Source organism: Skermanella pratensis (assembly GCF_008843145.1).
Lineage (GTDB): Bacteria > Pseudomonadota > Alphaproteobacteria > Azospirillales > Azospirillaceae > Skermanella > Skermanella pratensis.
The window spans coordinates 5,638,047-5,660,469 of record NZ_CP030265.1; the positions used below are offsets into that span (position 1 = coordinate 5,638,047).

The 22,423-nt window shown below is 68.6% G+C and carries 22 protein-coding genes and 1 tRNA gene; 10 read left to right on the forward strand and 13 right to left on the reverse strand.

All coding sequences use genetic code 11. From position 1 onward, the window contains the following. Positions 1 to 890 precede the first annotated feature (890 nt). The 7 genes from DPR14_RS25905 to DPR14_RS25935 all read left to right on the forward strand — a co-directional run bounded on the left by DPR14_RS25905 (position 891) and on the right by DPR14_RS25935 (position 9,411). Positions 891 to 2,069, forward strand: a complete 1,179-nt coding sequence (locus DPR14_RS25905; RefSeq protein WP_211103878.1) for a glycosyltransferase family protein — start codon at positions 891 to 893, stop codon at positions 2,067 to 2,069. Further along, positions 2,066 to 2,848: a polysaccharide deacetylase family protein gene (locus tag DPR14_RS25910; protein WP_158047715.1), complete on the forward strand. Its 783-nt coding sequence runs from the start codon at positions 2,066 to 2,068 to the stop codon at positions 2,846 to 2,848. Before DPR14_RS25905 ends, DPR14_RS25910 begins: the two co-directional genes overlap by 4 nt. Then, positions 2,836 to 3,381, forward strand: a complete 546-nt coding sequence (locus tag DPR14_RS25915) for a hypothetical protein (protein WP_158047716.1) — start codon at positions 2,836 to 2,838, stop codon at positions 3,379 to 3,381. The genes DPR14_RS25910 and DPR14_RS25915 overlap by 13 nt, the downstream gene beginning before the upstream one ends. After that, positions 3,378 to 5,270 (forward strand): ABC transporter ATP-binding protein, encoded by a 1,893-nt coding sequence (locus DPR14_RS25920; protein WP_158047717.1) that lies wholly within the window; start codon positions 3,378 to 3,380, stop codon positions 5,268 to 5,270. Before DPR14_RS25915 ends, DPR14_RS25920 begins: the two co-directional genes overlap by 4 nt. After that, entirely contained in the window at positions 5,267 to 7,177 is a 1,911-nt protein-coding gene (locus DPR14_RS25925; RefSeq protein ID WP_158047718.1) for an ABC transporter substrate-binding protein, read from the forward strand. The genes DPR14_RS25920 and DPR14_RS25925 overlap by 4 nt, the downstream gene beginning before the upstream one ends. A 66-nt stretch (positions 7,178 to 7,243) precedes the next feature. Beyond that, on the forward strand, positions 7,244 to 8,242 hold the full coding sequence (locus DPR14_RS25930) for an ABC transporter permease (RefSeq protein ID WP_158047719.1): 999 nt from the start codon (positions 7,244 to 7,246) through the stop codon (positions 8,240 to 8,242). Continuing rightward, positions 8,239 to 9,411, forward strand: a complete 1,173-nt coding sequence (locus DPR14_RS25935) for an ABC transporter permease (RefSeq protein WP_158047720.1) — start codon at positions 8,239 to 8,241, stop codon at positions 9,409 to 9,411. The genes DPR14_RS25930 and DPR14_RS25935 overlap by 4 nt, the downstream gene beginning before the upstream one ends. Positions 9,412 to 9,415: 4 nt before the next feature. Here the strand turns inward: DPR14_RS25935 and DPR14_RS25940 are convergent, their stop codons facing one another. Further along, on the reverse strand, positions 9,416 to 10,120 hold the full coding sequence (locus DPR14_RS25940; RefSeq protein WP_246148604.1) for an MBL fold metallo-hydrolase: 705 nt from the start codon (positions 10,118 to 10,120) through the stop codon (positions 9,416 to 9,418). Between the two features lie 281 nt (positions 10,121 to 10,401). Here DPR14_RS25940 and DPR14_RS25945 point away from each other — a divergent pair, with 281 nt between their 5' ends. Further along, positions 10,402 to 10,641, forward strand: coding sequence for a DUF3072 domain-containing protein (locus DPR14_RS25945; RefSeq protein ID WP_158047722.1), 240 nt, complete (start codon positions 10,402 to 10,404; stop codon positions 10,639 to 10,641). Positions 10,642 to 10,814: 173 nt separating this feature from the next. On the opposite strand, the gene DPR14_RS25950 is transcribed toward DPR14_RS25945, so the two are convergent. The 12 genes from DPR14_RS25950 to DPR14_RS26005 form a co-directional block, all read right to left on the reverse strand. After that, positions 10,815 to 11,606, reverse strand: a complete 792-nt coding sequence (locus DPR14_RS25950) for a phosphatase PAP2 family protein (protein ID WP_158047723.1) — start codon at positions 11,604 to 11,606, stop codon at positions 10,815 to 10,817. Positions 11,607 to 11,690: 84 nt separating this feature from the next. After that, complete coding sequence (locus DPR14_RS25955; RefSeq protein ID WP_158047724.1) at positions 11,691 to 13,388, reverse strand: ArnT family glycosyltransferase; 1,698 nt, start codon at positions 13,386 to 13,388, stop codon at positions 11,691 to 11,693. Continuing rightward, on the reverse strand, positions 13,385 to 13,696 hold the full coding sequence (locus DPR14_RS25960; RefSeq protein WP_158047725.1) for a lipid-A-disaccharide synthase N-terminal domain-containing protein: 312 nt from the start codon (positions 13,694 to 13,696) through the stop codon (positions 13,385 to 13,387). Before DPR14_RS25960 ends, DPR14_RS25955 begins: the two co-directional genes overlap by 4 nt. Before the next feature lie 45 nt (positions 13,697 to 13,741). After that, positions 13,742 to 14,524, reverse strand: a complete 783-nt coding sequence (locus DPR14_RS25965) for a glycosyltransferase family 2 protein (RefSeq protein WP_192499172.1) — start codon at positions 14,522 to 14,524, stop codon at positions 13,742 to 13,744. A gap of 170 nt (positions 14,525 to 14,694) precedes the next feature. Next, on the reverse strand, positions 14,695 to 15,384 hold the full coding sequence (locus DPR14_RS25970) for a response regulator transcription factor (RefSeq protein ID WP_158047726.1): 690 nt from the start codon (positions 15,382 to 15,384) through the stop codon (positions 14,695 to 14,697). Between the two features lie 75 nt (positions 15,385 to 15,459). Next, the gene (locus DPR14_RS25975) at positions 15,460 to 15,744 is read right to left on the reverse strand and encodes a DUF427 domain-containing protein (RefSeq protein WP_158047727.1); all 285 of its coding nucleotides are present in this window, start codon (positions 15,742 to 15,744) and stop codon (positions 15,460 to 15,462) included. 122 nt (positions 15,745 to 15,866) lie between these two features. Then, positions 15,867 to 15,953 (reverse strand) — tRNA-Leu (locus DPR14_RS25980). Positions 15,954 to 16,001: 48 nt separating this feature from the next. Then, complete coding sequence (locus DPR14_RS25985) at positions 16,002 to 16,811, reverse strand: class I SAM-dependent methyltransferase (protein WP_158047728.1); 810 nt, start codon at positions 16,809 to 16,811, stop codon at positions 16,002 to 16,004. Between the two features lie 18 nt (positions 16,812 to 16,829). Further along, positions 16,830 to 17,915, reverse strand: a complete 1,086-nt coding sequence (locus DPR14_RS25990) for a glycosyltransferase family 4 protein (protein WP_246148606.1) — start codon at positions 17,913 to 17,915, stop codon at positions 16,830 to 16,832. After that, positions 17,912 to 18,328: a 6-pyruvoyl trahydropterin synthase family protein gene (locus DPR14_RS25995; RefSeq protein ID WP_158047729.1), complete on the reverse strand. Its 417-nt coding sequence runs from the start codon at positions 18,326 to 18,328 to the stop codon at positions 17,912 to 17,914. The genes DPR14_RS25990 and DPR14_RS25995 overlap by 4 nt, the downstream gene beginning before the upstream one ends. Positions 18,329 to 18,353: 25 nt before the next feature. After that, positions 18,354 to 19,376: a zinc-dependent alcohol dehydrogenase gene (locus DPR14_RS26000; protein WP_158047730.1), complete on the reverse strand. Its 1,023-nt coding sequence runs from the start codon at positions 19,374 to 19,376 to the stop codon at positions 18,354 to 18,356. Further along, positions 19,369 to 20,226 (reverse strand): RibD family protein, encoded by an 858-nt coding sequence (locus DPR14_RS26005; RefSeq protein ID WP_158047731.1) that lies wholly within the window; start codon positions 20,224 to 20,226, stop codon positions 19,369 to 19,371. Before DPR14_RS26005 ends, DPR14_RS26000 begins: the two co-directional genes overlap by 8 nt. Positions 20,227 to 20,401: 175 nt before the next feature. On the opposite strand from DPR14_RS26005, the gene DPR14_RS26010 reads away from it, so the two are divergent. Both DPR14_RS26010 and ribA read left to right on the forward strand, forming a co-directional pair. Next, positions 20,402 to 21,193 carry a CDP-alcohol phosphatidyltransferase family protein gene (locus DPR14_RS26010; RefSeq protein ID WP_192499173.1) on the forward strand — a complete coding sequence of 264 codons (792 nt, stop codon included), beginning with the start codon at positions 20,402 to 20,404 and terminating at the stop codon, positions 21,191 to 21,193. Between the two features lie 39 nt (positions 21,194 to 21,232). Continuing rightward, positions 21,233 to 22,393: a GTP cyclohydrolase II gene (gene ribA, locus DPR14_RS26015; RefSeq protein ID WP_158047733.1), complete on the forward strand. Its 1,161-nt coding sequence runs from the start codon at positions 21,233 to 21,235 to the stop codon at positions 22,391 to 22,393. Positions 22,394 to 22,423: the final 30 nt, after the last annotated feature.

The following is a 22,423-nucleotide window of genomic DNA, read 5'->3' on the forward strand; positions in this document are numbered from 1 at the left end:
GAAACCGTAGGTCGGGTAGAGCGAAGCGGCAACCGACACCCACGCGTCGGCTTGCGTCGGGTGCCGCTTCGCTCTACCCGACCTACGTCGCCGACGAACCGCCGCGGTGCCGCCACCAATCCCATTTCGTCATGGCCGGACTTGATCCGGCCATCCGCGCGCAAACTCCGCCACGCCGGTTTGCACGTGGATGCGCGGGTCAAGCCCGCGCATGACGAGGAAGGAAATGCCTGGCGCCGTGAAGTCTTCACTCAGCGAGAGGCAGGCACCGACGCCCCCACTTCGTCATGGCCGGACTTGATCCGGCCATCCGCGCGCGAACTCCGCCACGCCGGTCTGCGCGGGGATGGCCGGGTCAAGCCCGCGCATGACGAGGAAGGAAATGCCTGTCGTCCTGAAGTCTTCACTCAGCGAGAGGCAGGCACCGACGCCCCCACTTCGTCATGGCCGGACTTGATCCGGCCATCCGCGCGCAAACTCCGCCGCGCCGGTCAGCGCGGGGATGGCCGGGTCAAGCCCGCGCATGACGAGGAAGGAAATGCTTGGCGCCGTGAAGCCTTCACTCAGCGAGAGGCAGGCACCGACGCCCCCCTTTCGTCATGGCCGGACTTGATCCGGCCATCCACGCGCGAACTCCGCCACGACGGTCAGCGCGTGGATGCGCGGGTCAAGTCCGCGCATGACGATGAAGGAAATGCCTGTCGTCCTGAAGTCTTCACTCGGCGAGAGGCAGGCACCGACACCCCCCTTTCCTCATGGCCGGACTTGATCCGGCCATCCACGCGCAAACTCCGCCGCGCCGGTCTGCACGTAAATGCGCGGGTCAAGCCCGCGCATGACGAGGAAGGAAATGCTTGGCGCCGTGAAGCCTTGCCATGGCCCGCCGGATCATGACGACTCATGACATCCGCCCGCCCCTGAAGACCCCCCTGAAGGCCCTCGTCTGGGTGCAGCACCTGCTCGGCATCGGACATGTCCGGCGGGCGGCGCTGATCGCCCGCGCCATGGCGGCGGCCGGGCTGGACGTCACGGTGGCGTCCGGCGGGTTCCCGGTCTCGGGCGTCGATTACGGTAATGCCCGCGTCGTGCAGCTGCCGCCGGCCCGGTCGGCGGACAAGAGCTTCAAGCGCCTGGTCGGCGAGGGCGACCGGCCCCTGGACGACGCCTGGCGGGAGCGCCGCCGCGCGGCGCTGCTGGATCTGGCGGACGCGGTCGATCCCGACATCCTGCTGCTGGAAACCTACCCCTTCGGCCGGCGCCCGTTCCGCTTCGAACTGCTGCCCCTGCTGGAACGCCCCGGGCGTCCCAGGGTCGTCGCCGCCTCCGTCCGCGACATCCTGGTGGCGAAGGACGATCCCGCCCGCGAGGTCGAGATGGCCGACGTGGCGCGGCGGCACCTGGACCTCGTGCTGGTCCACGGCGACCCCGCCGTGGTGCCCTTCGACGCCACCTTCCCGCAGGCGCACCGGATCGCGGACCTGATCCGCTACACCGGCTACGTCGCCCCGGCCCGCGCGCCGGCCCACTCGGCCGCGAGACCGGACGGCGACGGCACCGGGGAGGTGGTCGTCTCGGTCGGCGGCGGGGCCGTGGGATTGCCGCTGCTGCGGACCGCCCTGGCGGCGCGCCCACTGACACCCCTAGCGTCATCCCCCTGGCGCCTGCTCGCCGGTCCCGACATCGGCGAGGCGGACTTCCGGACCCTGCGCGACGACGCCCCCGCCGGCGTGACGGTGGAGCGGGCACGGCCCGACTTCCCGGAGCTGCTGTCCCGCTGCACCCTCTCGATCAGCCAAGCGGGGTACAATACGCTGATGGACCTGATGCAGGCCCGGTGCCGGGCCGTGGTCGTGCCGTTCTCGGCCGGGAACGAGACGGAACAGACCGACCGCGCCCGCCTGTTCGAGCGGCGCGGGCTGCTCCACATCGTTCCCGAGGACGGATTGACGCCGGAACGGCTGGCCGGTGCGATCGGCCGCGCGCTGGCGGCGGCGCCGCCCGCCGGTTTCGCCCCCGACGTGGACGGCGCCGCCGCCACCGCCCGCCTGCTGATCGAGGCCGCGTCATGACGGAACATGACATCTGGGACTCCCTGGCCCGCGAACTGGACCTGTGGGCGGAGACCGGCCGGACCGCCACCCTGTGGTGGCGCGACGACGACGCGGTTTCACCCTCCCCCGCCCTGGACCGCCTGCGCGACGCCGCCACCGCCGGCGGCGTGCCGGTGGCGCTCGCCGTGATCCCGGCGGGAGCGACGCCGGAATTGGCGGAGGAGCTGCGGGGCTGGCCCGGCGCCTCGGTGCTCCAGCACGGGCTGTCCCACGCCAACCACGAGACCCCGCCGGCGAAGAAGGCGGAACTGGGTTCAGCCCGGTGCCCGGAGGCGGTTCTCGCCGACCTCGCCGAGGGATGGCGCCTGCTCCGGCCCTTCGGTCCCCTGCCCGTCCTGGTTCCCCCGTGGAACCGGATCGCGGCGGACGCGACATCCCGGCTGCCGGCCCTCGGCTATGCCGGCCTGTCCACCTTCAACGCCCGGCCCCGCCCTTGTCCCGTGCCGGGGCTGGTCCAGGTCAACACCCATGTGGACGTCATCGACTGGCGGGGCGGCGGCGGTTTCGCCGGGACCGAGGCCGCGATCGGGGTTTTGGTCCGCCACCTCACGGCGCGCCGGACCGGCGCCGCCGATCCCGGCGAGGCGACCGGGCTGCTGACCCACCATCTGGTGCATGACGACCCGTGCCGCCGCTTCCTCGACCGGTTCCTGGCCGCCGCGTCGGAGCACCCGGCCGTCGGCTGGCTCGATGCCCCCGCCCTTTTCAGGAGCCCCCCCTTCAGGTGTCCCCCGTGAAACAGTTCCGCTATCCGGCTCCCCCCCTGTATGGCGATTATGCCCGCGCCGCCGCCGGGCTGGCGCTGACCGGCGTCCCGCCGCTGCTGATCCCGCTCAGCCCCTGGGTCGCGGTACCCATGATGATGGCTGCGGCCCTTTTCGTGGTGTTCGGCGCCCGGACGGCCCAGCGTCACGCCACCGTCATCGAAATGGACGATAACGGGATCGCCGCCCGCGGACCGCTGGGCGGTTCGATTTCGTGGGAACATTTGGCTCAGGTACGTTTAAACTATTATTCTACTCGTCGGGATCGCGGCCTCGGCTGGATGCAGCTCAAGCTCAAGGGTGCCGGTTCCGGGGAGACCGTCCGGCTCGAGTCGACTCTCGACGGCTTCGACGAGATCGCCGAGCGGGTGGCGGACGTCGCGCGCAGCAAGAGGATCGGGATGACCGAGACGACGATCAGCAATTTCGCGGCACTCGGCATCGACGCCGATCCGCAGGCCGGCGTGGATCCCTCGGACGTGCGGACGGCGCGCTGGTCCCGATGACCGACCTGCTGAGCGTCCGCGACCTGCATGTGGAGTTCCGCGTCGCCGAGGGCGTGATCCACGCCGTGCGCGGGATCTCGTTCCGGGTCCGCCCCGGCGGCACGGTGGCCCTGGTCGGCGAGTCCGGTTCCGGCAAGTCGGTGGTCGCCCAGACCATCATGGGCATCCTGCCCCGCCCCGCCCGCATCACCCGCGGGGAGATCCTGTTCGCCGATCCCCGGCTGCCCGGGACCGTGGACATCGCCGGGCTCGATCCGGAGAGCCGCGCCATGCGGGCGATCCGCGGCGGCAACATCTCGATCATCTTCCAGGAGCCGATGACCTCCCTGTCGCCGCTGCACACGGTGGGCGACCAGGTGGGCGAGGCGGTCTTGCTCCACCGCGACGTCGGCAAGGGGGAGGCGCGCGAACTGACCCGCGACATGCTGCGGCTGGTGGGCTTCCCCGATCCGGCCCGGGCCGTCGACACCTACCCGTTCGAACTGTCCGGCGGCCTGCGCCAGCGCGCCATGATCGCCATGGCCCTGATCTGCCGCCCGTCGCTGCTGATCGCGGACGAGCCGACCACCGCGCTGGACGTCACGATCCAGGCGCAGATCCTCAAGCTGATCCGCGACCTCCAGGGCGAACTGGGCATGGCGGTTCTGATGATCACCCATGACCTGGGCGTCGTCGCCAACGTCGCCGAGGAAGTGGTCGTGATGTACCGGGGCGAGGTCATGGAAGCCGGCGAGATGCGCGACATCTTCGCCAAGCCCCGCCATCCCTACCTGAAGGCGCTGCTGCGCGCGGTGCCCCGCTTCCACATGGAGCCGGGCGAGCGGCTGGTGCCGATCCGGGAGATCAAGTCGGCCGGCGGCAAGCTGCTGGAGACCACCCGGGAACCCTGGCCGGCCGGTGCCGACGCGGCCGGCCCGCTGCTGACCGTCTCCCGCGTCAGCAAGCGGTTCGAGACCGGCGGCACCGGCTGGTTCAACCGCAAGCGGACGGGCGCCGGCGTGCTGGCGGTGGACGATGTCAGCTTCGAGATCCGCCGCGGCGAGTGCCTGGGGCTGGTCGGCGAGTCCGGCTGCGGCAAGACGACCCTGTCCAAGATCCTGATGCGGGCGCTCAAGCCCGACACGGGGGCCATCCTGTTCAACGACCGGGGCCGCGTCATCGACGTGCTGGACCTGGAGAACGACGCCCTGGTCGCCTTCCGGCGCAAGCAGCAGTTCATCTTCCAGGACCCGTTCGGCTCGCTCAACCCGCGCATGACCGTGTTCGACATCGTGGCGGAGCCGCTGGTGATCCACGGCATCGGCGACGACGAGCATCGCCGGGTGCTGGTCAAGGAGTTGATGAACCTGGTCGGCCTGGACGTGCGTCACCTGAAGCGCTACCCGCACAGCTTCTCCGGCGGCCAGCGGCAACGCATCGGCATCGCCCGGGCCCTGGCCCTGCGGCCCGACCTGCTGATCTGCGACGAGCCGGTGTCGGCCCTGGACGTGTCGATCCAGGCCCAGATCCTGAACCTGCTGAAGGACCTCAAGGAGAAGCTCGGGCTGACCTACCTGTTCGTCTCCCACAATCTGGCCGTGGTGGACTATATCGCCGATCGGATCATGGTGATGTGCCAGGGCCGGATCGTGGAGGTGGCGACCCGCGCCGCCCTGTTCCGCAATCCGGTGCACCCCTATACCCGCGCCTTGCTCGCGGCCGTGCCGGACCCCGACCCGGAATGCCGGCTCGACCTGGAGGTGCTGGGCGAAGGCCGCGCCTCCGACCCCGGCGCCTGGCCGGCACCCTTCACGATCGACGGCACGGCCCATCCCGGCATGATCGACCTGGGCGACGGCCACCTCGTCCGCGCGACCGCCCGCCCCGCCCTCCTGGATCTGGCATCATGAGCTTCCACCGCCTCCTCGCCGGCTGCCTGGCCCTCGCCGCGATCGCGTTCCTCGCGACGGTTCCCGCGGCTGCCGCGGTCGAGACGCCCTATTTCGCCGAGCAGGTCGCCGCCGGAAAGCTGCCGCCGGTCGGGGAGCGGCTGCCGGCCGATCCCCGGATCGTGACATTCGACGAGGATGGGGCGCAGCAGGGCCAGCCGGGCGGCGACATGACCATGCTGATGGCGCGGGCCAAGGACGTACGCATCATGTTCGCGTACTTCTATGCCCGCCTGATGACGTACACCACGGACCTGACGCTCGAACCGGACATCCTCCAGTCGATCGAGGTCGAGGAAAACCGGGTCTTCACGCTCCATCTCAGGCCCGGGCACCGCTGGTCGGACGGATCGCCCTTCACCGCCGAGGATTTCCGCTACTGGTGGGAAGACGTGATCCTGAACAAGGACGTGCCGCCCTTCGGCCCCCCGCCGGAGATGCTGGCCGGCGGCGAGCCCCCCCTGTTCGAAGTGCTGGACGAGACCACCGTACGCTACACCTGGAAGGAGCCGAACCCGCTGTTCCTGCCGTCGCTGGCGGCGGCGCGGCCGCTGGAGATCTTCGGCCCCGCGGCCTACCTGAAGCAGTTTCACGTGAAATACGCCGACGCCGGCCAGCTGAAGGAGCGGGCCAAGGCGGCGGGGCAGAAGAGCTGGGCGCACCTGCACAACCGCATGGACAACGCCTACGACAACGACAATCCCGACATGCCGACGCTCCAGCCCTGGATCAACACCACGGCGGCGCCGGCCGAGCGGTTCGTCTTCGTGCGCAATCCCTACTATCACCGGGTCGATCCGGCGGGCAACCAGCTCCCCTATATCGACCGGCTGCTGGTGCAGATCGCCGACGGCAAGATCATCCCGGCGAAGGCCGGGGCCGGCGAGGCCGACCTCCAGGCGCGCTATCTGCGCTTCGACAACTACACCTTCCTGAAGCAGGCGGCCAAGCGGAACGGCTACAAGGTCGATCTGTGGAAGACCGGCAACGGCGCCCATCTGGCGCTGTTCCCCAACCTCAACACGGCCGATCCGGTCTGGCGCGACCTGTTCCGCGACGTCCGCTTCCGCCGGGCGCTGTCGCTCGGCATCGACCGCGACGAGATCAACCAGGCGATCTATTACGGCCTCGCCCATCCGTCCAACAACACGGTGCTGCCCCGCTCGCCCCTGTTCCGGCCGGAATACCGGCAGGCCTGGACACGGTTCGACGTGCGCGAAGCCAACCGGCTGCTCGACGAGATGGGACTGACCAGCCGGGGCGGCGAGAATATCCGGCTGATGCCCGACGGGCGCCCGATGGAGATCATCGTCGAGACGGCGGGCGAGAGCACGGAGGAAGTGGACGTCCTCGAACTGATCGCCGATAGCTGGCGGAAGATCGGGGTCAAGCTCTTCACCAAGCCGTCCCAGCTGGAGGTGCTGCGCAATCGGATCTATTCCGGCCAGACCCTGATGGCGATCGCCAAGGGAGTGGACAACGGCATCCCCACGGCCGACATGGCGCCGACCGAGTTCGTGCCGATGGACCAGAACCAGTATCAATGGCCGAAATGGGGCCAGTTCTACCAGACCGGCGGCACCGCGGGCGAAAAGCCCGCCCTGCCCGCCGCGGTCGAGCTGATGGATCTGATGGGCCGGTGGCGGACGGCGCCCGACACATCGGCGCGGGCGGAGGTCTGGCACCGCATCCTGGGCATCCACGCCGACCAGGTCTTCACCATCGGGCTAGTCAACGGAACCCTCCAGCCGGTCGTCGTGCGCTCCACCCTGCGCAACGTGCCGGACGAAGGGATCTACAATTGGGACCCGGGCGCTCATTTCGGCATCTACCGGCCCGACACCTTCTGGTTCGCCAAGCCGGGCTGACCGGCGGGCGGATCGGAACGGGACCGAACAGGATCAACAGGGGCGACGAAGGGACGATCGATCAACATGCTGGGTTTCCTCGTGCGGCGGATCATGGTGATGATCCCCACCCTCCTCGCGATCAGCGCGATCACCTTCGTCATCATCCAGCTTCCCCCCGGCGACTACCTGACCACCCTGATGACCGAGCTGGAAAGCCGGGGCGAGGCGATCGACGAGAGCCGCCTGCAGTTCCTGCGGGAGAGTTACGGCTTGGACAGGCCCATGATCGAGCAGTATTTCGTCTGGGTCGGCGGCATGCTGACCGGCGATTACGGCTTCTCCTTCGAGTACAACCGCCCGGTCGCCGACGTGATCGGCGACCGCATGCTGCTGACCATCGTGGTGTCCTTCGCGACCATCGTGTTCATCTGGGTCGTGTCGTTCCCGATCGGAATCTATTCGGCGACCCACCAGTACAGCCTGGGCGACTACGGCTTGACTTTCCTGGGCTTCCTGGGACTGGCCACGCCCAATTTCCTGCTGGCGCTGGTGCTGCTCTACTTCGCCAACGTGACCTTCGGCACCTCGATCGGCGGACTGATGGACGCGGCCTACCTGGATGCGCCGTGGAGCTGGGGCAAGGTGCTGTCGATCCTCGAACATCTCTGGATCCCGGTGATCGTGATCGGGACCAGCGGCACCGCCGGCATGATCCGGCGCCTGCGCGCCAACCTGCTGGACGAGCTGCACAAGCAGTATGTGGTGACCGCCCGGGCCAAGGGCCTGACGCCGGCCAGGGTGCTGTGGAAGTACCCGCTGCGGATGGCCATCAATCCCTTCATCGCCGACATCGGCAACCTGCTGCCGCAGATCGTCTCGGGCGCCGCGGTCGTGTCCATCGTGCTGTCGCTGCCGACCACGGGGCCGATGCTGCTCGACGCGCTGCGCAGCCAGGACATGTATCTTGCGGGGTCCTTCCTGATGTTCCTGGCGCTGCTGACCGTGGTCGGCGTCTTCCTGTCCGATCTGGCGCTGGCGGCGCTCGATCCCCGCATCCGGCTCGAAGGCGGAGCGACGCGATGACCGCCGATCCCATGGGAACGGGCCGGCTGGAACACTACGTCTCGACGGCGCCGTTCGACCCCTACTCCGTCGAGCAGATGTCGCCGGAGCAGGAACGCTACTTCATGGCGTCCCAGTGGCGCATGATGTGGTGGAAGCTGAAGCGCCACCGGCTGGCGGTGCTGTCGGCCGCGGTCCTCGCGCTGATGTATTTCACCACCCTGATCTCGGAGTTCCTGGCGCCCTACGCGCTGGACAGCCGGCACATCCACCACATCTACGCGCCGCCCCAGTCGGTCCACCTGTTCCACGAGGGCAGCTTCGTCGGACCCTTCGTCTACGGCTACGATTACCAGCTCGACATGGACACGCTCCAGCGCGTTTATACGGTGGACAGGACGGACGTGCAGCCGATCCGCTTCTTCTGCCGGGGCGACCCTTACGATTTCTGGGGCCTGGTCCCGGCGGACCTGCATCTGATCTGCCCGGCGGAGGGCGGCACACTGTTCCTGCTCGGCACCGACCGGCTGGGCCGCGACATGCTGAGCCGCATCCTGTACGGCACCCGCATCTCCCTGACCGTCGGGCTGATCGGCATCACCATCAGCTTCGTCCTGGGCATCGTGATCGGCGGTATCGCCGGCTATTACGGCGGCTGGGTCGACAACGTGATCCAGCGCTTCATCGAGGTGCTGCGCTCCTTTCCGGAGCTGCCCCTGTGGATGGCGCTGTCGGCCGCGCTGCCGGTCACCTGGAGCCCGATCCTGATCTATTTCGGAATTACGCTGATCCTGGGCCTGCTGGACTGGACCGGCCTCGCCCGTGCGGTGCGCTCCAAGCTGCTGGCCCTGCGGGAGGAGGATTTCTGCACCGCCGCCCAGCTGATGGGCGCCAGCCCGCGGCGGATCATCGGCCGTCACCTGCTGCCCAGCTTCATGAGCCACCTGATCGCCTCGGCAACCCTGTCGATTCCCGGCATGATCCTGGGCGAGACGGCGCTGTCCTTCCTAGGCCTGGGGCTCCGGCCGCCGATCACCAGCTGGGGCGTGCTTCTGAACGAGGCGCAGAACATCAACGTCGTGGCCCTCTATCCCTGGCTGATGCTGCCCGTAGTCCCGGTCATCCTGGTGGTGCTGGCCTTCAACTTCCTGGGCGACGGGCTGCGCGACGCCGCCGATCCCTACCGTTGATCTCCTAAAGGTTGAGAATCATGCCTTCAAAAGCAACCAGGGTTCCCGGCCTCATGGCTTCCGCCTCGGCCGCGATGCCGTCCATGACGGTGTCGTCGTGGTTGGGCTCATGGTGGAAGATCACCGCCCGCCCTACCCCGGCGGCATCGGCGACCCGGCACCCCTCCTGCCAAGTCGAATGGCCCCAGCCGACATGGCGCGGATAGACCGCGTCGGTATACATGCCGTCATAGACCATCACGTCGGCGCTGCGTGCCAAGTCGAGCACGGCCGGGTCGAGCCCTTCGGCGCGGTGCTCCGTGTCGGTCACGATCGCCAGCACCCTGCCCTCGAACTCCACCCGGTAGCCGCAGCACCGGTTGGGATGGTTGAGCGGCCCGGTCCTCAGCGTGATGCCCGGCCCTGGAGTCAGCGTCGCCCCGCATTCGAAATCGTTGAAGGTGCAGGAATGGTCGAAGGCGGAGAGCGGCACCGGGAACAGCGGGGCGATCATCATGTCGCACAGCACGGACCGGATCGTCTGCGGCGGCGGCAGGTGGCCGGCCCACAGGCGCAGCCGGTTGCGCGGGTCGAAGGCCGGGGCGAAGAACGGCAGCCCCGCCACATGGTCGTAGTGGGTATGGGTGAAGAACAGGTCGAGATCCAGCGGCGCCTTTGGCGCCAGCTGGGTGCCGAACGGGCGGATCCCCGTACCGGCATCGAAGATCATGAGGTGATCCCCACACCGGACCTCTATGCAGGTGGTGTTGCCGCCATATCGCGCCGTCTCGGGGCCAGGCGACGGGATGCTGCCTCGGACACCCCAGAATCGGACGACGAAATCTGCTGACGGCGGCATCAAGGGCGCCGCCGATTGTTATGTCTTTCGCACATGGTTCTTAATGTGGCGAGCGGTTGGGACGGAGTCGAGAAAAATTCCAGATAGCAACGAAACATGAACAATACTAGCCTGTTGATAATGTGAAACCGTTACTAGAGGAGCTTGGGACCATGGCAAACAGCGGGAACGAAAGCCCGAAGTCACCCGATGCCGGCACCCCGTCCAATACGGAAAAGGACCCGTCGGACTGGACCACGGGCGACGAGCCGATGACCGGAGCGCAGGCATCCTACCTGAAGACCCTGAGCGAAGAGGCGAACGAGGATTTCGACGCTTCGCTCAACAAGGCCGATGCCTCGCGGCGGATCGACGAACTGCAGAACAAGACCGGGCGCGGCAAGCAGAGCTGACGCCCCTGATGAAGTCGAGCCCGGAAAAATCGGATTTGGGGCATTATCTCCATTAACCTTAATCCGGTGTTAACCAATACGGCCTATAACGAGGACATCGCATCTGTGGTGCGGTTCCTCCATGTAAAGCAAACTTCGGCTCCGTCGGCATCGGTCGATGGAGCCTTTTTTCGTCACGCCTGCCGGACGCGGCCGGGAGGCTGGACGGCCCCGGTCTCCCACAGGCGCCGGAGGGTTCGGCCGGTCGCCAGCGGGAGCAGCAGGCCGGGCCAGAGGAAACGGTACGCTCCCCCGGTCTCCCGGTGGAAGACCCATCCCCGCGCCGCGAAACAGGCGCGCAGCCAATAGGTCGTGACGACCGCCAGGACACCGCCCCCGAACACGTCGGTCAGGAAATGGGCATTCACCGCAATGCGGCTGAGTCCGATCAGGCAGGCCGCGGCCAGGAGCGTGCCGCGCCAGGACGGGAGCAGGAACGAGACCGCGAGGGCGAAAGCCACCGCCGTGTTGGTATGCCCGGAGGGAAAAGAATGGAAGTTCGCGTCCAGGATCAGCGGATCGAACCCCGAGAAACCCGACTGCTCCAGCAGCGTCGGCCGGCCCCGGCCGATGATGACCTTGGCGATGTTGACGGCAATCCCGGAGAGCGCGACCGACACGAAGACGAACATGAACGCCGAACCGGCCCACCGGGCCATCGCCGCGGCACGGCGGTCGGCCAGGATGAACCACCCGGCGGCCATCAGTCCCAGCCCCAGTACGCCGGTCGGCACCAGCGTCCATTTGCTGTCCCCCGCTTCCGTGATGGTTCGGAAAACCGCCAGCAGTCCCGGATCGGCAGACCGCGCCAACTCCAGCACGGTGCGGTCCAGTTGATTCGACACCATATGGCCGAACAGGAACAGCAGGCACCAGAAGGTGTACCGGACCGGCCGCGTCTGGTCTTCGGTGAACGGAATTCGCATCGTGGCCCCGCCGTTGCCTACGATTTGACAAAAGGACGGGGCCGAAGCTCCATCCCGTGGCCGGACACTAGTAAAGGTAAGTTGTTACCAGGGGGTTACGTCGTGACGACGATACAAGGTCATCATCGGCTTCGTACCGCGCGAATAATTTAGACCACTAATTGTTTCTATGGCAATCGGGTGGAATCCCTTGGCTTCGGCTTCGGCCAGAAAGGCATCGTCCTGCGGCAGATCGACGAGGGCCAGCGCACAGGCATCGTCCGCGAGGCGGTGGGCAGCCACCCGGCCGTCGCCGGAAAGAACCGTCCCGGTCCCCACCAGGAAGACGACACTGGGTTCGGTGAAGCCGACGGACACCAGGGTCGAGCCGGGGCAGGGCCGCGCCGCGGCGACCGCGGCGGCCACCCTCGGGCTGATCCAGATCTTGTCGATGCGGGGAAGAACAACCTGGAAGGCGAGCAGGTACATCCCGACGGAGCCGGCGCTCAGCACCGCGACCGAGTGACGCAACTTTCCCCGGCTCAGCAGCAGGGCGCCATGGCCGAGCACCGCGAGCACGGCGACCGCGAGCAGCAGGGCCACCGGATCGAGGGTCCATTCGATGACGGCATGCAGGATGGTCGTCCCGGCGGCGAGCACCGCCGAAATCAGGAGGAACAGCAGGATCGACAGCGCGGTGAGCCAGCGCCGCCGGCCGCCGAACCCGTCCAGCACGGCGCGCGCGGTCAGCAGCGCCAGCGCCGGATAAGCCGGCAGCACGTAATGGAACAGCTTGGTCGGCACCGCCTCGAAGACGGCCCAGGTCGGAATGGCCCAGGCCAGGCAGAACAGCACCGCGGGATCCCGCCGGTTGGCCCAGACCCAGGGGACCGCCGGGATCGCCAGCAGGGACCAGGGCCAGAAGGTGATCGGAAACAGAAGGGTGTAGTAGCCGGGCGGGAACCCCTTGGACTCCTGTCCGCCGGCGACCTTGGCCAGCATGTCATGGCCGACCGACTCGGCGAAGAAGGCGCCCTGGGTCTTGATGGTGATGAGGACCAGCCAGGGCGCCACGATCAGGAGGAGTACCGGCAGGCCCAGCCGGGGCCGCAGCGCCGCCAGCCAGCCGGCCCGCCGCTCGACGAGCGCCAGCCCCAGCGCGGTGCCGCCGACCACCAGCAGGATGATCGGCCCCTTCAGCAGGATGCCGGCCCCGAGGGAACACCAGAACAGCAGCACGAGGCCGGTGGACAGGGCCTCCGGCCCGTTCCGCCGCAGCCACGCCTCCGCCAGCGCCGCCTGCGCGCCCAGCACGGTCGCCAGCAGCGCCGCGTCCGTCTTGGCGGTGCGCGCCTCGACCGCGAGCAGGACGGTGCCGGCCAGCATCGCCGCGGCCAGGAACCCGGCGCGCTCGCCCGGGAGGGGACCGAACAGGGTGGTGCCGATCCGGAAGGTCAGGAGGACGGCCAGGACGGCGCCGGCCAGCGACGGCAGGCGGTAGGCCCAGATGGCGGCCCGGTCCGGCCCGCCGGCCAGCGTCACCGCGACCGACTGCATCCAGTAGATGCCGATCGGCTTCTTGTGCCTGGCCTCGCCCTGGAAGCGGATATCGACGAAGTCGCCGCTTTCCAGCATCTGCCGGGTCGCCTGGGCGAAGCGCGCCTCGTCCCGGTCGGTCGGCGGCAGCGAGAAGAAGCCCGGCAGGAACAGGGCCAGGCAGAGCACCGCAAGCGCCGCCGCCAGTCCGATCCGCTTGAGCGATGCCGGGAAGAGACGCCCGGAGGACGTGTCCGCGACGCTCACGACGCCGACGCGTGCCCGATGTCGTCGGGAACCGTGTCGTCGCCGGCCGGTTTCCACTTGTCGCGCCAGATCATCCAGATGTTGCGGGAATAGATCACCAGCCCGAGACCCTGCCCCATGATGAACACGGGGTCCTCGCGATAGATGGCGTAGGCCAGCAGCGTCATCCCGCCGGCCATGCTGAAATACCAGAAGACCTCCGGCACGAAGCTGCGCTTGAGGCGCTCGCTCTGGATCCACTGGATCACGAAGCGCATCGAGAACAGCGCCTGACCCAAGAACCCGATCGCCGTCCAGACGGAGAGCATTCGATCACCCGATAAAGCCTGTATCGATGCCGCGCCATCGATCGATCAGCGGACCTGCCCGGCACAGTCCTCCAGGACCGAGTCCGGCAGGCGGGTACGGCGTTTCAACCAAAGCACGCCCATCAGATCGACGATACCGATGGTCGCCCGTGCCAGGTTGCCGTACTTCGACATGCCGCATCGGCGCGGCCGGTGGTTGACGTCGACGAAGGCGACCCGATGCCCGTGGATCTGGAACAGCGCTGGAAGAAACCGGTGCATCGCCCCGAAGTAAGGCAGATCCAGGAAGGCGTCGCGGCGGAACACCTTGATGCCGCAACCGGTATCGGCGCAGCCGTCGTCCAGGACGGCTTGGCGCAATCCGTTGGCGATCCTCGTGGCGACCCGCTTGGACCAGACGTCGCGGCGTTCGCGGCGGAGCCCGCCGACCAGCGTCGGCACATCGGGCATCATCGCCCGGTCCAGCAGGTTGGGAATGTCGGCGGGATCGTTCTGCCCGTCGCCGTCGAGCGTCGCGATCCAGGTGCCCCGGGCGGCCCGGACGCCGGTGCGTACCGCGGCGCTCTGGCCCGAACGGGCGGAGTGCCGGACGACGCGCACGTCGCCCCGCTCCTCAGCGAGCCGGCCGGCAGTCCCGTCGTCGCTGCCGTCGTCGACGAAAATCACCTCGTAGTCCACGAACGCGGAGAGCGCCGCCCTGATCTCGACAAGCAGCGGCAGGACGTTCCCGGCCTCGTTATAGACGGGAACGACCACCGACAGACGCGGCTCCGCCATGGGGAAGACGGCAGCAGACCGGGCGGCAGCGGGAGCGACGATGGTGACCATGGGACCCCGGAGGCATGGCGACGGACAGGCGGCATCATAACCGGCCCGGGGATGGAAGGAAGTAGTTTGCAGGAGACCAAGTACAGATGACAAAAATTTAATAATGGTTACTTGGGAGCGGCAAAGAGTCCCATACTTGTCTATTCAATCTCCGCCGGTTCCCGCAAGGCTCAGGGAATCAGCCGGTACCCTCCCGGTTCGGTCACCAGGATCTCCGCATGGGAGGGGTCGCGCTCGATCTTCTGGCGCAGGCGGTAGACATGGGTTTCCAGCGTGTGGGTGGTGACCCCGGCATTGTAGCCCCAGACCTCGCCCAGCAGGGTGTCGCGGCCGACCACCTTCTCGCCGGCGCGGTAGAGGAACTTGAGGATCGCCGTCTCCTTCTCGGTCAGCCTGATCTTGCGGTTGCCGGCCTCGTTCATCAGGAGCTTGACGCTGGGACGGAAGGTGTAGGGGCCGATCGAGAAGACCGCATCCTCGCTCTGCTCGTACTGGCGCAACTGGGCACGCAGCCGCGCGAGCAGCACGCTGAGCCGGAACGGCTTGGTCACGTAGTCGTTGGCGCCGCTGTCGAGGCCCAGGATGGCGTCGCTGTCGGTGCCGGCCGCCGTCAGCATGATGATCGGGCTGCGCACGCCTTCCCGCCGCATCAGGCGGCACAGTTCGCGCCCGTCCATGTCGGGCAGCCCCACGTCGAGCAGGACGGCGTCGAACACGCCATGGCGGATGAGGTTGAGTGCGGTCGAGGCGTCGTCCGCCTCGGCCGTCTCGAACTCCTCGAGGAGATGAAGCTGTTCGGCCAGCGACTGGCGCAGCGCCACGTCGTCATCGACCAGCAGGATCTTCTTGCCCGGCGTCATCGCATCCCCTGTTAGGGCCCGTTCGGCGCCAGGACCCCGGCACCGGCCCCGGACGGGGAAGCCGATGCGGGATCCTCAGCGCTGGACCTCGACTCCCCGCCAGAACGCGACATGATCCTTGATGGCCGCCGCCGCTTCCTTGGGTTCCGGATAATACCATGCGGCATCGCGGTTTTCGACGCCATCAACCACAAGCGTGTGGTAATGGGCGGTACCCTTCCAGGGGCATAGGGTCGTGGTGGAGGACGGTTTGAAATAATCGCGCCTGAGCGCGGACGGCGGGAAATACACGTTGCCTTCGACCAGCTCGAAGCTGTCCGACTCCGCGATCACTGCGCCTTTCCAGAGTGCCTTGGCCATGTCTGTCCTCCCGCGTCGATGACGTACCGCGTGTCGGGTACCGGGAGAGACATAGGCCGATCGGAGCGGCGGGGGAGACCCGCCCTTCGCCGCCGCGCTGCTTTGAAACCACCCTCGGAGGATGGTGCCCAGGAGAAGACTCGAACTTCCACGACATTTCTGCCACAGGTACCTGAAACCTGCGCGTCTACCAATTCCGCCACCTGGGCAGCGCGGACCGGCTAGATACTGTGGCGGGTGGCGGCTGTCAAAGGCTTTCAGCGCGGTTCCGCGAAAATATCGACATGCCCGACCAGGGCCTTCAGGACACCCGCTTTGACGGCCGCGCGGCGGCGTTCCGCCCAGCCCTCGATCGCTGGAGAGTCGCCGTCCGGCGCGATCTCGCGGGCCGCGCCCCGGTAGCCTTCGATCAGCGACAGATGCATGGCGGCGTCCGCCGGCCCGATGGTCCAGTCGCTGAAGGCCGTCGTCACCGCGAAACCATTGGCCCGCAGGGCATCGGCCAGCCGCGTCGGAGCTTCCGGTCCAAGGGCGGGACCGAAGCCCTTGTCGGTCGCCTGATGCCGCTCGATCCAGCCGCGCACCGCCGCGTCCTGGGGGTCGTCGGGCGACCAGCCCAGCCGCCCGTCGACGCTCAGCGTGACCAGCACCGGTCTGGGCGCCCCCGCCAGGGCGGCGACGAAGCGGTCCATCCAGGCGGCTGAAACGAGGTCGAACAGGGCCGTCGCGACGATGGCGTCGAACTGCCTGAAGTCCAGGGTCTCCAGATCGCGGGCGAGGTCGATCCGGCGGGTCTCGAAAGCGGGCAGGGGAGGCGGGCAGGCGGCCAGTTCCTCCGCCACCGCGCCGAGCAGGACGGAATCATGGTCGGCCAGGACCCAGCGCTGGCCCGGACGCTGGAGGCGGGGCGACAGGTGGCGCAGGTTGGCGCCGGTGCCGGCGGCGAGATCGAGCAGGCGCGGGTTGTCCGGCAGCGCCGCGGCGAACCGCCGGGTGAGCGATCTGTCCCGGGCGGCATCGTCGAACGGCGCCCGCAGCCGCAGCCAGTCGCGGTCGAAGCCGCCCATGTCCCGTCTCCCGGATGCTCAATCGCCCATGACGCACAGGCGCAGCCGAGGTTCCAGACTGGCCAGCTCGGCGGCGAAACGGTCGGCCGCGTCGTTCCAGGTCGGCAGGCGCCGGGCCGCGGACCGCGCCGCCGAGGTCAGCCGGGAACGCAGCCCGGCGTCCGTCAGCACCCGCCGCAGCGCGTCGCGGAGCGCCGCCGCGTCGCCGGGCGGAACCAGGATCGCGGCATCCTCCGGCACGGTTGTCGGAATGGCGCCGGCGCGGGTGCTGACGATCGGCAGCCCATGGGACAGCGCCTCCGCCAGCGCCATCCCGTATCCCTCGTAATAGGACGGCAGCACGAACAGGTCGGCGCCGTTGTACTGGCTGGGCATCGCCGAGGGGCCGATCTCGTCCATCAGGGCGATCCTGCCGGTCAGCCCGTGGCGGGAAATCGCGTCCTGCACCGCCGCCGCGGCGCCGGCATCGCGCGTGGTGCTGCCGATGCAGGTGAGCTTCCACGGCAGGTCGGCAAGGCCGGCCAGGGCTTCGACCAGCAGCAGATGCCCCTTGCGCGGCGTGACGGTGGCGACGCACAGCAGGTTGGGCTCCGGCGTCGCGGAACCGGCGGCGGGCGCCTCGGGCCGGTCGGTCCCGGGCTCGACGACGCCGAGCCGGTCCGACGTCACGTGGAACCCGGAGAGCAGCGCTTCCGCGGTATAGGGGCTGGTCACGACGACGCGGTGGACGCGGGCGAGGCAACCCTGTTCGAGCTGCCGCAGGGTGCGCGCCTGCGCCTCGTCCAGCCCGGTTTCCAGCGACAGGGGATGGTGGACCAGCGCCACCAGGCGCAGCCGGTGGTTCTCGATCATCAGGCTGCCGGCGACACCGGGCAGCGCCAGCCCGTCGATCACCACCAGGGCGCCGTCGGGCAGGCGGGACAGCACGCGGTCCGCCTCGTAGATCGCTTCCTGGTCGACGATCGGGTAGGGGCCGGGCAGCTCGTGGACATGGACCGCGATACCGCGCGCCCGCAGGCCCGCGACGATGCGGGCGTCATAGATGTAACCGCCGGTCTTCTGGTCGAGCCGGCCGGGCAGAACCAGATGGACGTCCAGGCTCATCGAGCCGAATCCCCCTGGAGCGGACCCTCGAAGGTGGCCCAGGCGAGATGGGATTCGTGCAGGGTGACCTTGAGGCTCTCGAGCCCCTGCCCGCCTTCGCCCAGCGCGCCGTCCAGGATGCGGGCGCTCAGGCGGCGGTGGATCTCGCCGCACAGGAACTCGGTCGTCGTATTGACCCCGGAAAGCTCCTCGACCTCGTCCAGGTTCCGGTAGTTCAGCGGCTTCAAGACCTCGGCGAGCAGGGCGGCGGCCATTCCGATATCGACCACGAGGCCGTCGGCGTCGAGGCTGCGCCGGCGCATCTCCAGGTCGCATACGAAGGTGGCGCCGTGGAGCTTCTGGGCCGGGCCGAACACCGCGCCCTTGAAGCTGTGCGCGATCATGATGTGATCCCGAACGGTCAAGCTGTACATCGGCGAAGTCCTCCGTTCCGGTTCGTCATTGGGTTCCGCCGTAGCGGACCAGGTGGCAGATCTGATTTCCGGGCTGATCGCCGGGCGTCAGCGCGAGTTTGGGAAAAATATCTGTTAGGTCAGCAAACAAACACGATCCGGTCAAGAGGATATCCGGCCTTGAATCTTTCAGCAGTTCGAGGGCAAGGGTCAAGCGGTCGCGGTAGCTCCAGCGCGCCCGCATGGCGGGCGCCACCGCACCCACCTGGCTGGATAGCAGGCGGAGACGGCGCGGATGGAAGGCGGCGCCGAGGGGAGCCGCGACCGGCCGGGTGCCGTACCAGCTCGCCTCCACCACCGTGGCCTCGAACCCGGCGAGCGCCAATGCCGTGACGAGGCCGTCCGGGTTGCCGCTGGCATGGATCACTATGTCGCAGTCCCCCGCCGCCGCCTCCGGCGGGGCGAACCCGACGCCCAGGGCATCGGCCACGGCGGCGCGGGCCGGGTCGACGTCGATCAGCTCGACCCTGGCGGCCGGAATCCGAGCCGCCAGCCAGGCTGTCAGGCAGCCGACGACGCCGGCCCCGATCACCGCGATCCGGCTGCCGACCGGGGGCAGGGCGTCCCACAGGATGTTGACCGCGGTCTCCATGTTGGCGGCCAGCGCGGCGCGGTCGGCCGGCACGCCGTCCGGGACCGGCACGACGGCGTCGGCGGGAACGACGAACCGGTCCTGGTGCGGATGCAGGCAGAACACAAGCCGGCCCGCCAGCGCGGCCGGACCCCGTTCGACCACGCCGACCATGCAGTAGCCGTACTTGACCGGGCCGGGGAAGTCGCCTTCCTGGAACGGGCAGCGCATGCTGTCGAACAGCTCCGGCGGCACCTTGCCCTGGAACACGAGGCTCTCGGTGCCGCGGCTGACGGCGCTGACTTCGGCGCGGACCAGCACCTCGCCGGGACCCGGGCCGGGCAGGGGCGCTCGGCGCAATTCTCCCCGGCCGGGAGCCACGGTCCAGAACGCGGTGGCGGTATCCGGCTGCGCGTCGGGTCGGACAGGATCAGCCACGCAGGTCACAATCGAACAGGATATCCGCTCCCAGGACGAAATGGCGCGACTTCGGCCGCAGTCCGCAGTCGATCGTCTCGATCTCCGGCAAGGTGAAGCTGGGCCGCCCGGAGCCGAGGATCAGCGGCGCCACGGTGACCTGGAGCCGGTCGAGGCAGCCGGCCTGGAGGAAGCGGGACACGGTCACGCCGCCGCCCTCGATGAAGACGAATCGCAGGCCCCGGTCGGCCAGCAGCGCCAGGATGCCGGCGGGGTCCAGCCCCGCGCCGCACCGGGGCAGCCCGACGACTTCGGCGGCGCCGACGCGCTCGCCGGGGCGAGCCAGATCGTGGGCGCACAGCAGCAGGGTCGGCGCGGCGCCGTCGTGGAAAATTCCCTGGCTGCCGTCGAGCCGGCGGTTGGTGTCGACCACGACCCGCACCGGGTTGCGCCCCTCGCACAGCCGGACGGTCAGCTTGGGATCGTCGTGCCGCACGGTGCCGGCCCCGACCAGGACGGCGTCCGACAAGGCGCGCATGCGGTGGTTGTGCAGGATGTCCTCGGGACCGGTCACCCACTGGGAGGCGCCGCACAGAGTCGCGATCCTGCCGTCCAGGCTCTGCCCCAGATGGGCCACGGCATAGCTTCCGCGCGGCATTTCGGCACACAGGGGAAGATAGAGGTCGCACAGGAGGAGACTCTCGCGGTCCGCCGGCGGGATGCTTCGCCGGATGGCGTCGGCGGTCGGCGGCTGGTCCGGGCGCGTCCGGGCGTGCCGGAGGTCGAGGATGGTCCGCCAGAGCCGATCCGGATCAGGGGCGGCCGGGGAGGCGGGCAGGGAGCCCGGAAGGGAACGTTCGGTGCTATCCATGATCAAGCGTCACCAGTTGCCCTCTTCGCCGCGATTTACCAGTCCCCCGTTCAAGGTAATTCCCGCGGGTGCCGACCGACAGGGCATAAGCCCTTTACCATCGCATTTTATGCACCAATTATCGTCAATGGCTTACGGATCGACCGACAGCGCCCGGCGGGGGCCCGGGCAAGAGATGCCGGCAGCGGCCCGGCTCGTCTGCAGCGTCGCCCTGCACACGGCCGTCGGCGCCGTCCTGACGGCGGCCGCGGCGGTGGCGCTGGGCGATCTGGCCGGCCTGCCCGGCATCTATCCCCTGACCGCCATGGGTTTCTACGCGGTCATGGCGGTCCTGCTGCTGCTCCATCTGCGCGGGCACGCGCCCCATGCCCGTTTCGGAGCGGCCAACCGGGTGACGCTGCTGCGCGGCGTGATCGCCAGCCTGATCGGCGGCACGATCCCGGTGGTCCCGCATCTTTCGCCGGAAGCCCTGTGGGTCGTGTCGCTGGCGGCGCTGCTGGCGCTGGCGCTGGACGGGGTGGACGGGTGGGTCGCCCGGCGGACCCGGATGGCGAGCCCCTACGGCAAGCAGCTGGACATCAACTTCGATACGGTCCTGATGGGCATCCTCGCGGTCCTGGCGTGGCAGGACGGCAAGGCGGGCGCGTGGGTGCTGGCGATCGGGCTGGCGCGCTACGGTTTCGTCGCCGCCGGCTGGATCTGGCCGATGCTGAACGCCGAACTGCCCTTCAGCCAGCGCCGGCGGGTCATCTGCGTCGTGCAGATCGCGGTCCTCCTGGCCTGCATCCTGCCGGTGGTCGAACCGCCGCTCAGCAGCCTTGCGGCCGCAGCGGCACTTGCCCTTTTGCTTTTCTCCTTCGCGGTCGATACGCTTTGGCTGGTGAAGGCTGGCGCGGACGATCGGGCGCGGACCGACAGGTATCGCGACGGGGAGCCCGCCGCCAGCCCTACCCCGACCGACATCTGACAGCGTGCCCTGCCCTTCACGAACATCAAGAAAAGAACAATGACCTCCCCCAGTCTCGCCAAACTGACGGACGACCTGTCCCAACCTCTCGATCAGACGGCCCTGCGATCGGTCGATCGTGCGATCGGCGAGCTGCGGCGCGGCGATCCCGTTCTCGTGGAGGATCTGGAGGGAGGCCTCGCCCTGGCGCTGTCGGCGGAAGCGGTGACGGCGGAGGCGCTGGACGGTCTCAAGAAGTCGGCCGGAGCATCCCCGGTGCTCGCGGTCACCCGGCCGCGTGCCGCGGCGATCGGGCTGTCCGGGCAGCAGGCGCCGGTGGTCACGCTGTCGCTGAACGGCGGCCTGGATGCCGATATGATCCACGAACTGGTCGATCCGACGCGGCGGAATCCCAAGGGCGTCGCCCCGGCGCTAAGCGTGGAGCCGGCCGAGCTCGGCACGCGCGAGGGAGCGGCCGTGGCGCTTGCCAAGCTGGCGCGCCTGCTGCCGGCCGCCGTCGTCGCACCGGTCCGGCTGCCGCGCGGAACCACGGCGGTGAACTGGGCCGCCAAGCACGACCTGATGCTGGTGCGGGCCCGGGACATCCTGGATTACCAGACGCACGCGGCACGCACGCTGTCCCTGGTCGGTGACGCCGCGGTGCCGCTGGTCGATGCCGAGAACACGCGGGTGCTGGCTTTCCGTCCGCCCGACGGCGGGGTCGAGCATTTGGCGATCGTGATCGGCGATCCGTCGGCCGACGACGGACCGGCGCTGGTCAGGCTGCATTCCGAGTGCTTCACCGGCGACCTGCTGGGCTCGCTCCGCTGCGACTGCGGCGACCAGCTCCGCGGCGCCATCGCGGAGATCGCCCGGCAGGGCAGCGGCATCGTGCTCTACCTGGCGCAGGAGGGCAGGGGCATTGGGCTGGTCAACAAGCTGCGGGCCTACCAGCTTCAGGACGACGGGTTCGACACGGTCGAGGCCAACGAGATCCTGGGGTTCGACGCCGACGAGCGCATATATCTTCCGGCGGCGGAGATGCTGCGGCAGCTGGGGTTTTCCCAGGTGCGGCTGTTGACCAACAACCCGGACAAGCTGCGCCAGCTGGCGCGCTGCGGGATCGAGGTGGTCGACCGGGTGCCCCACGTCTTCCCCAGCAACGGCCACAACGAGGCCTATCTGAAGACCAAGGCCGAACGCAGCGGCCACATGTTCTGAGAGCGGCACCGGGCTTCCGCCCCTGACGGA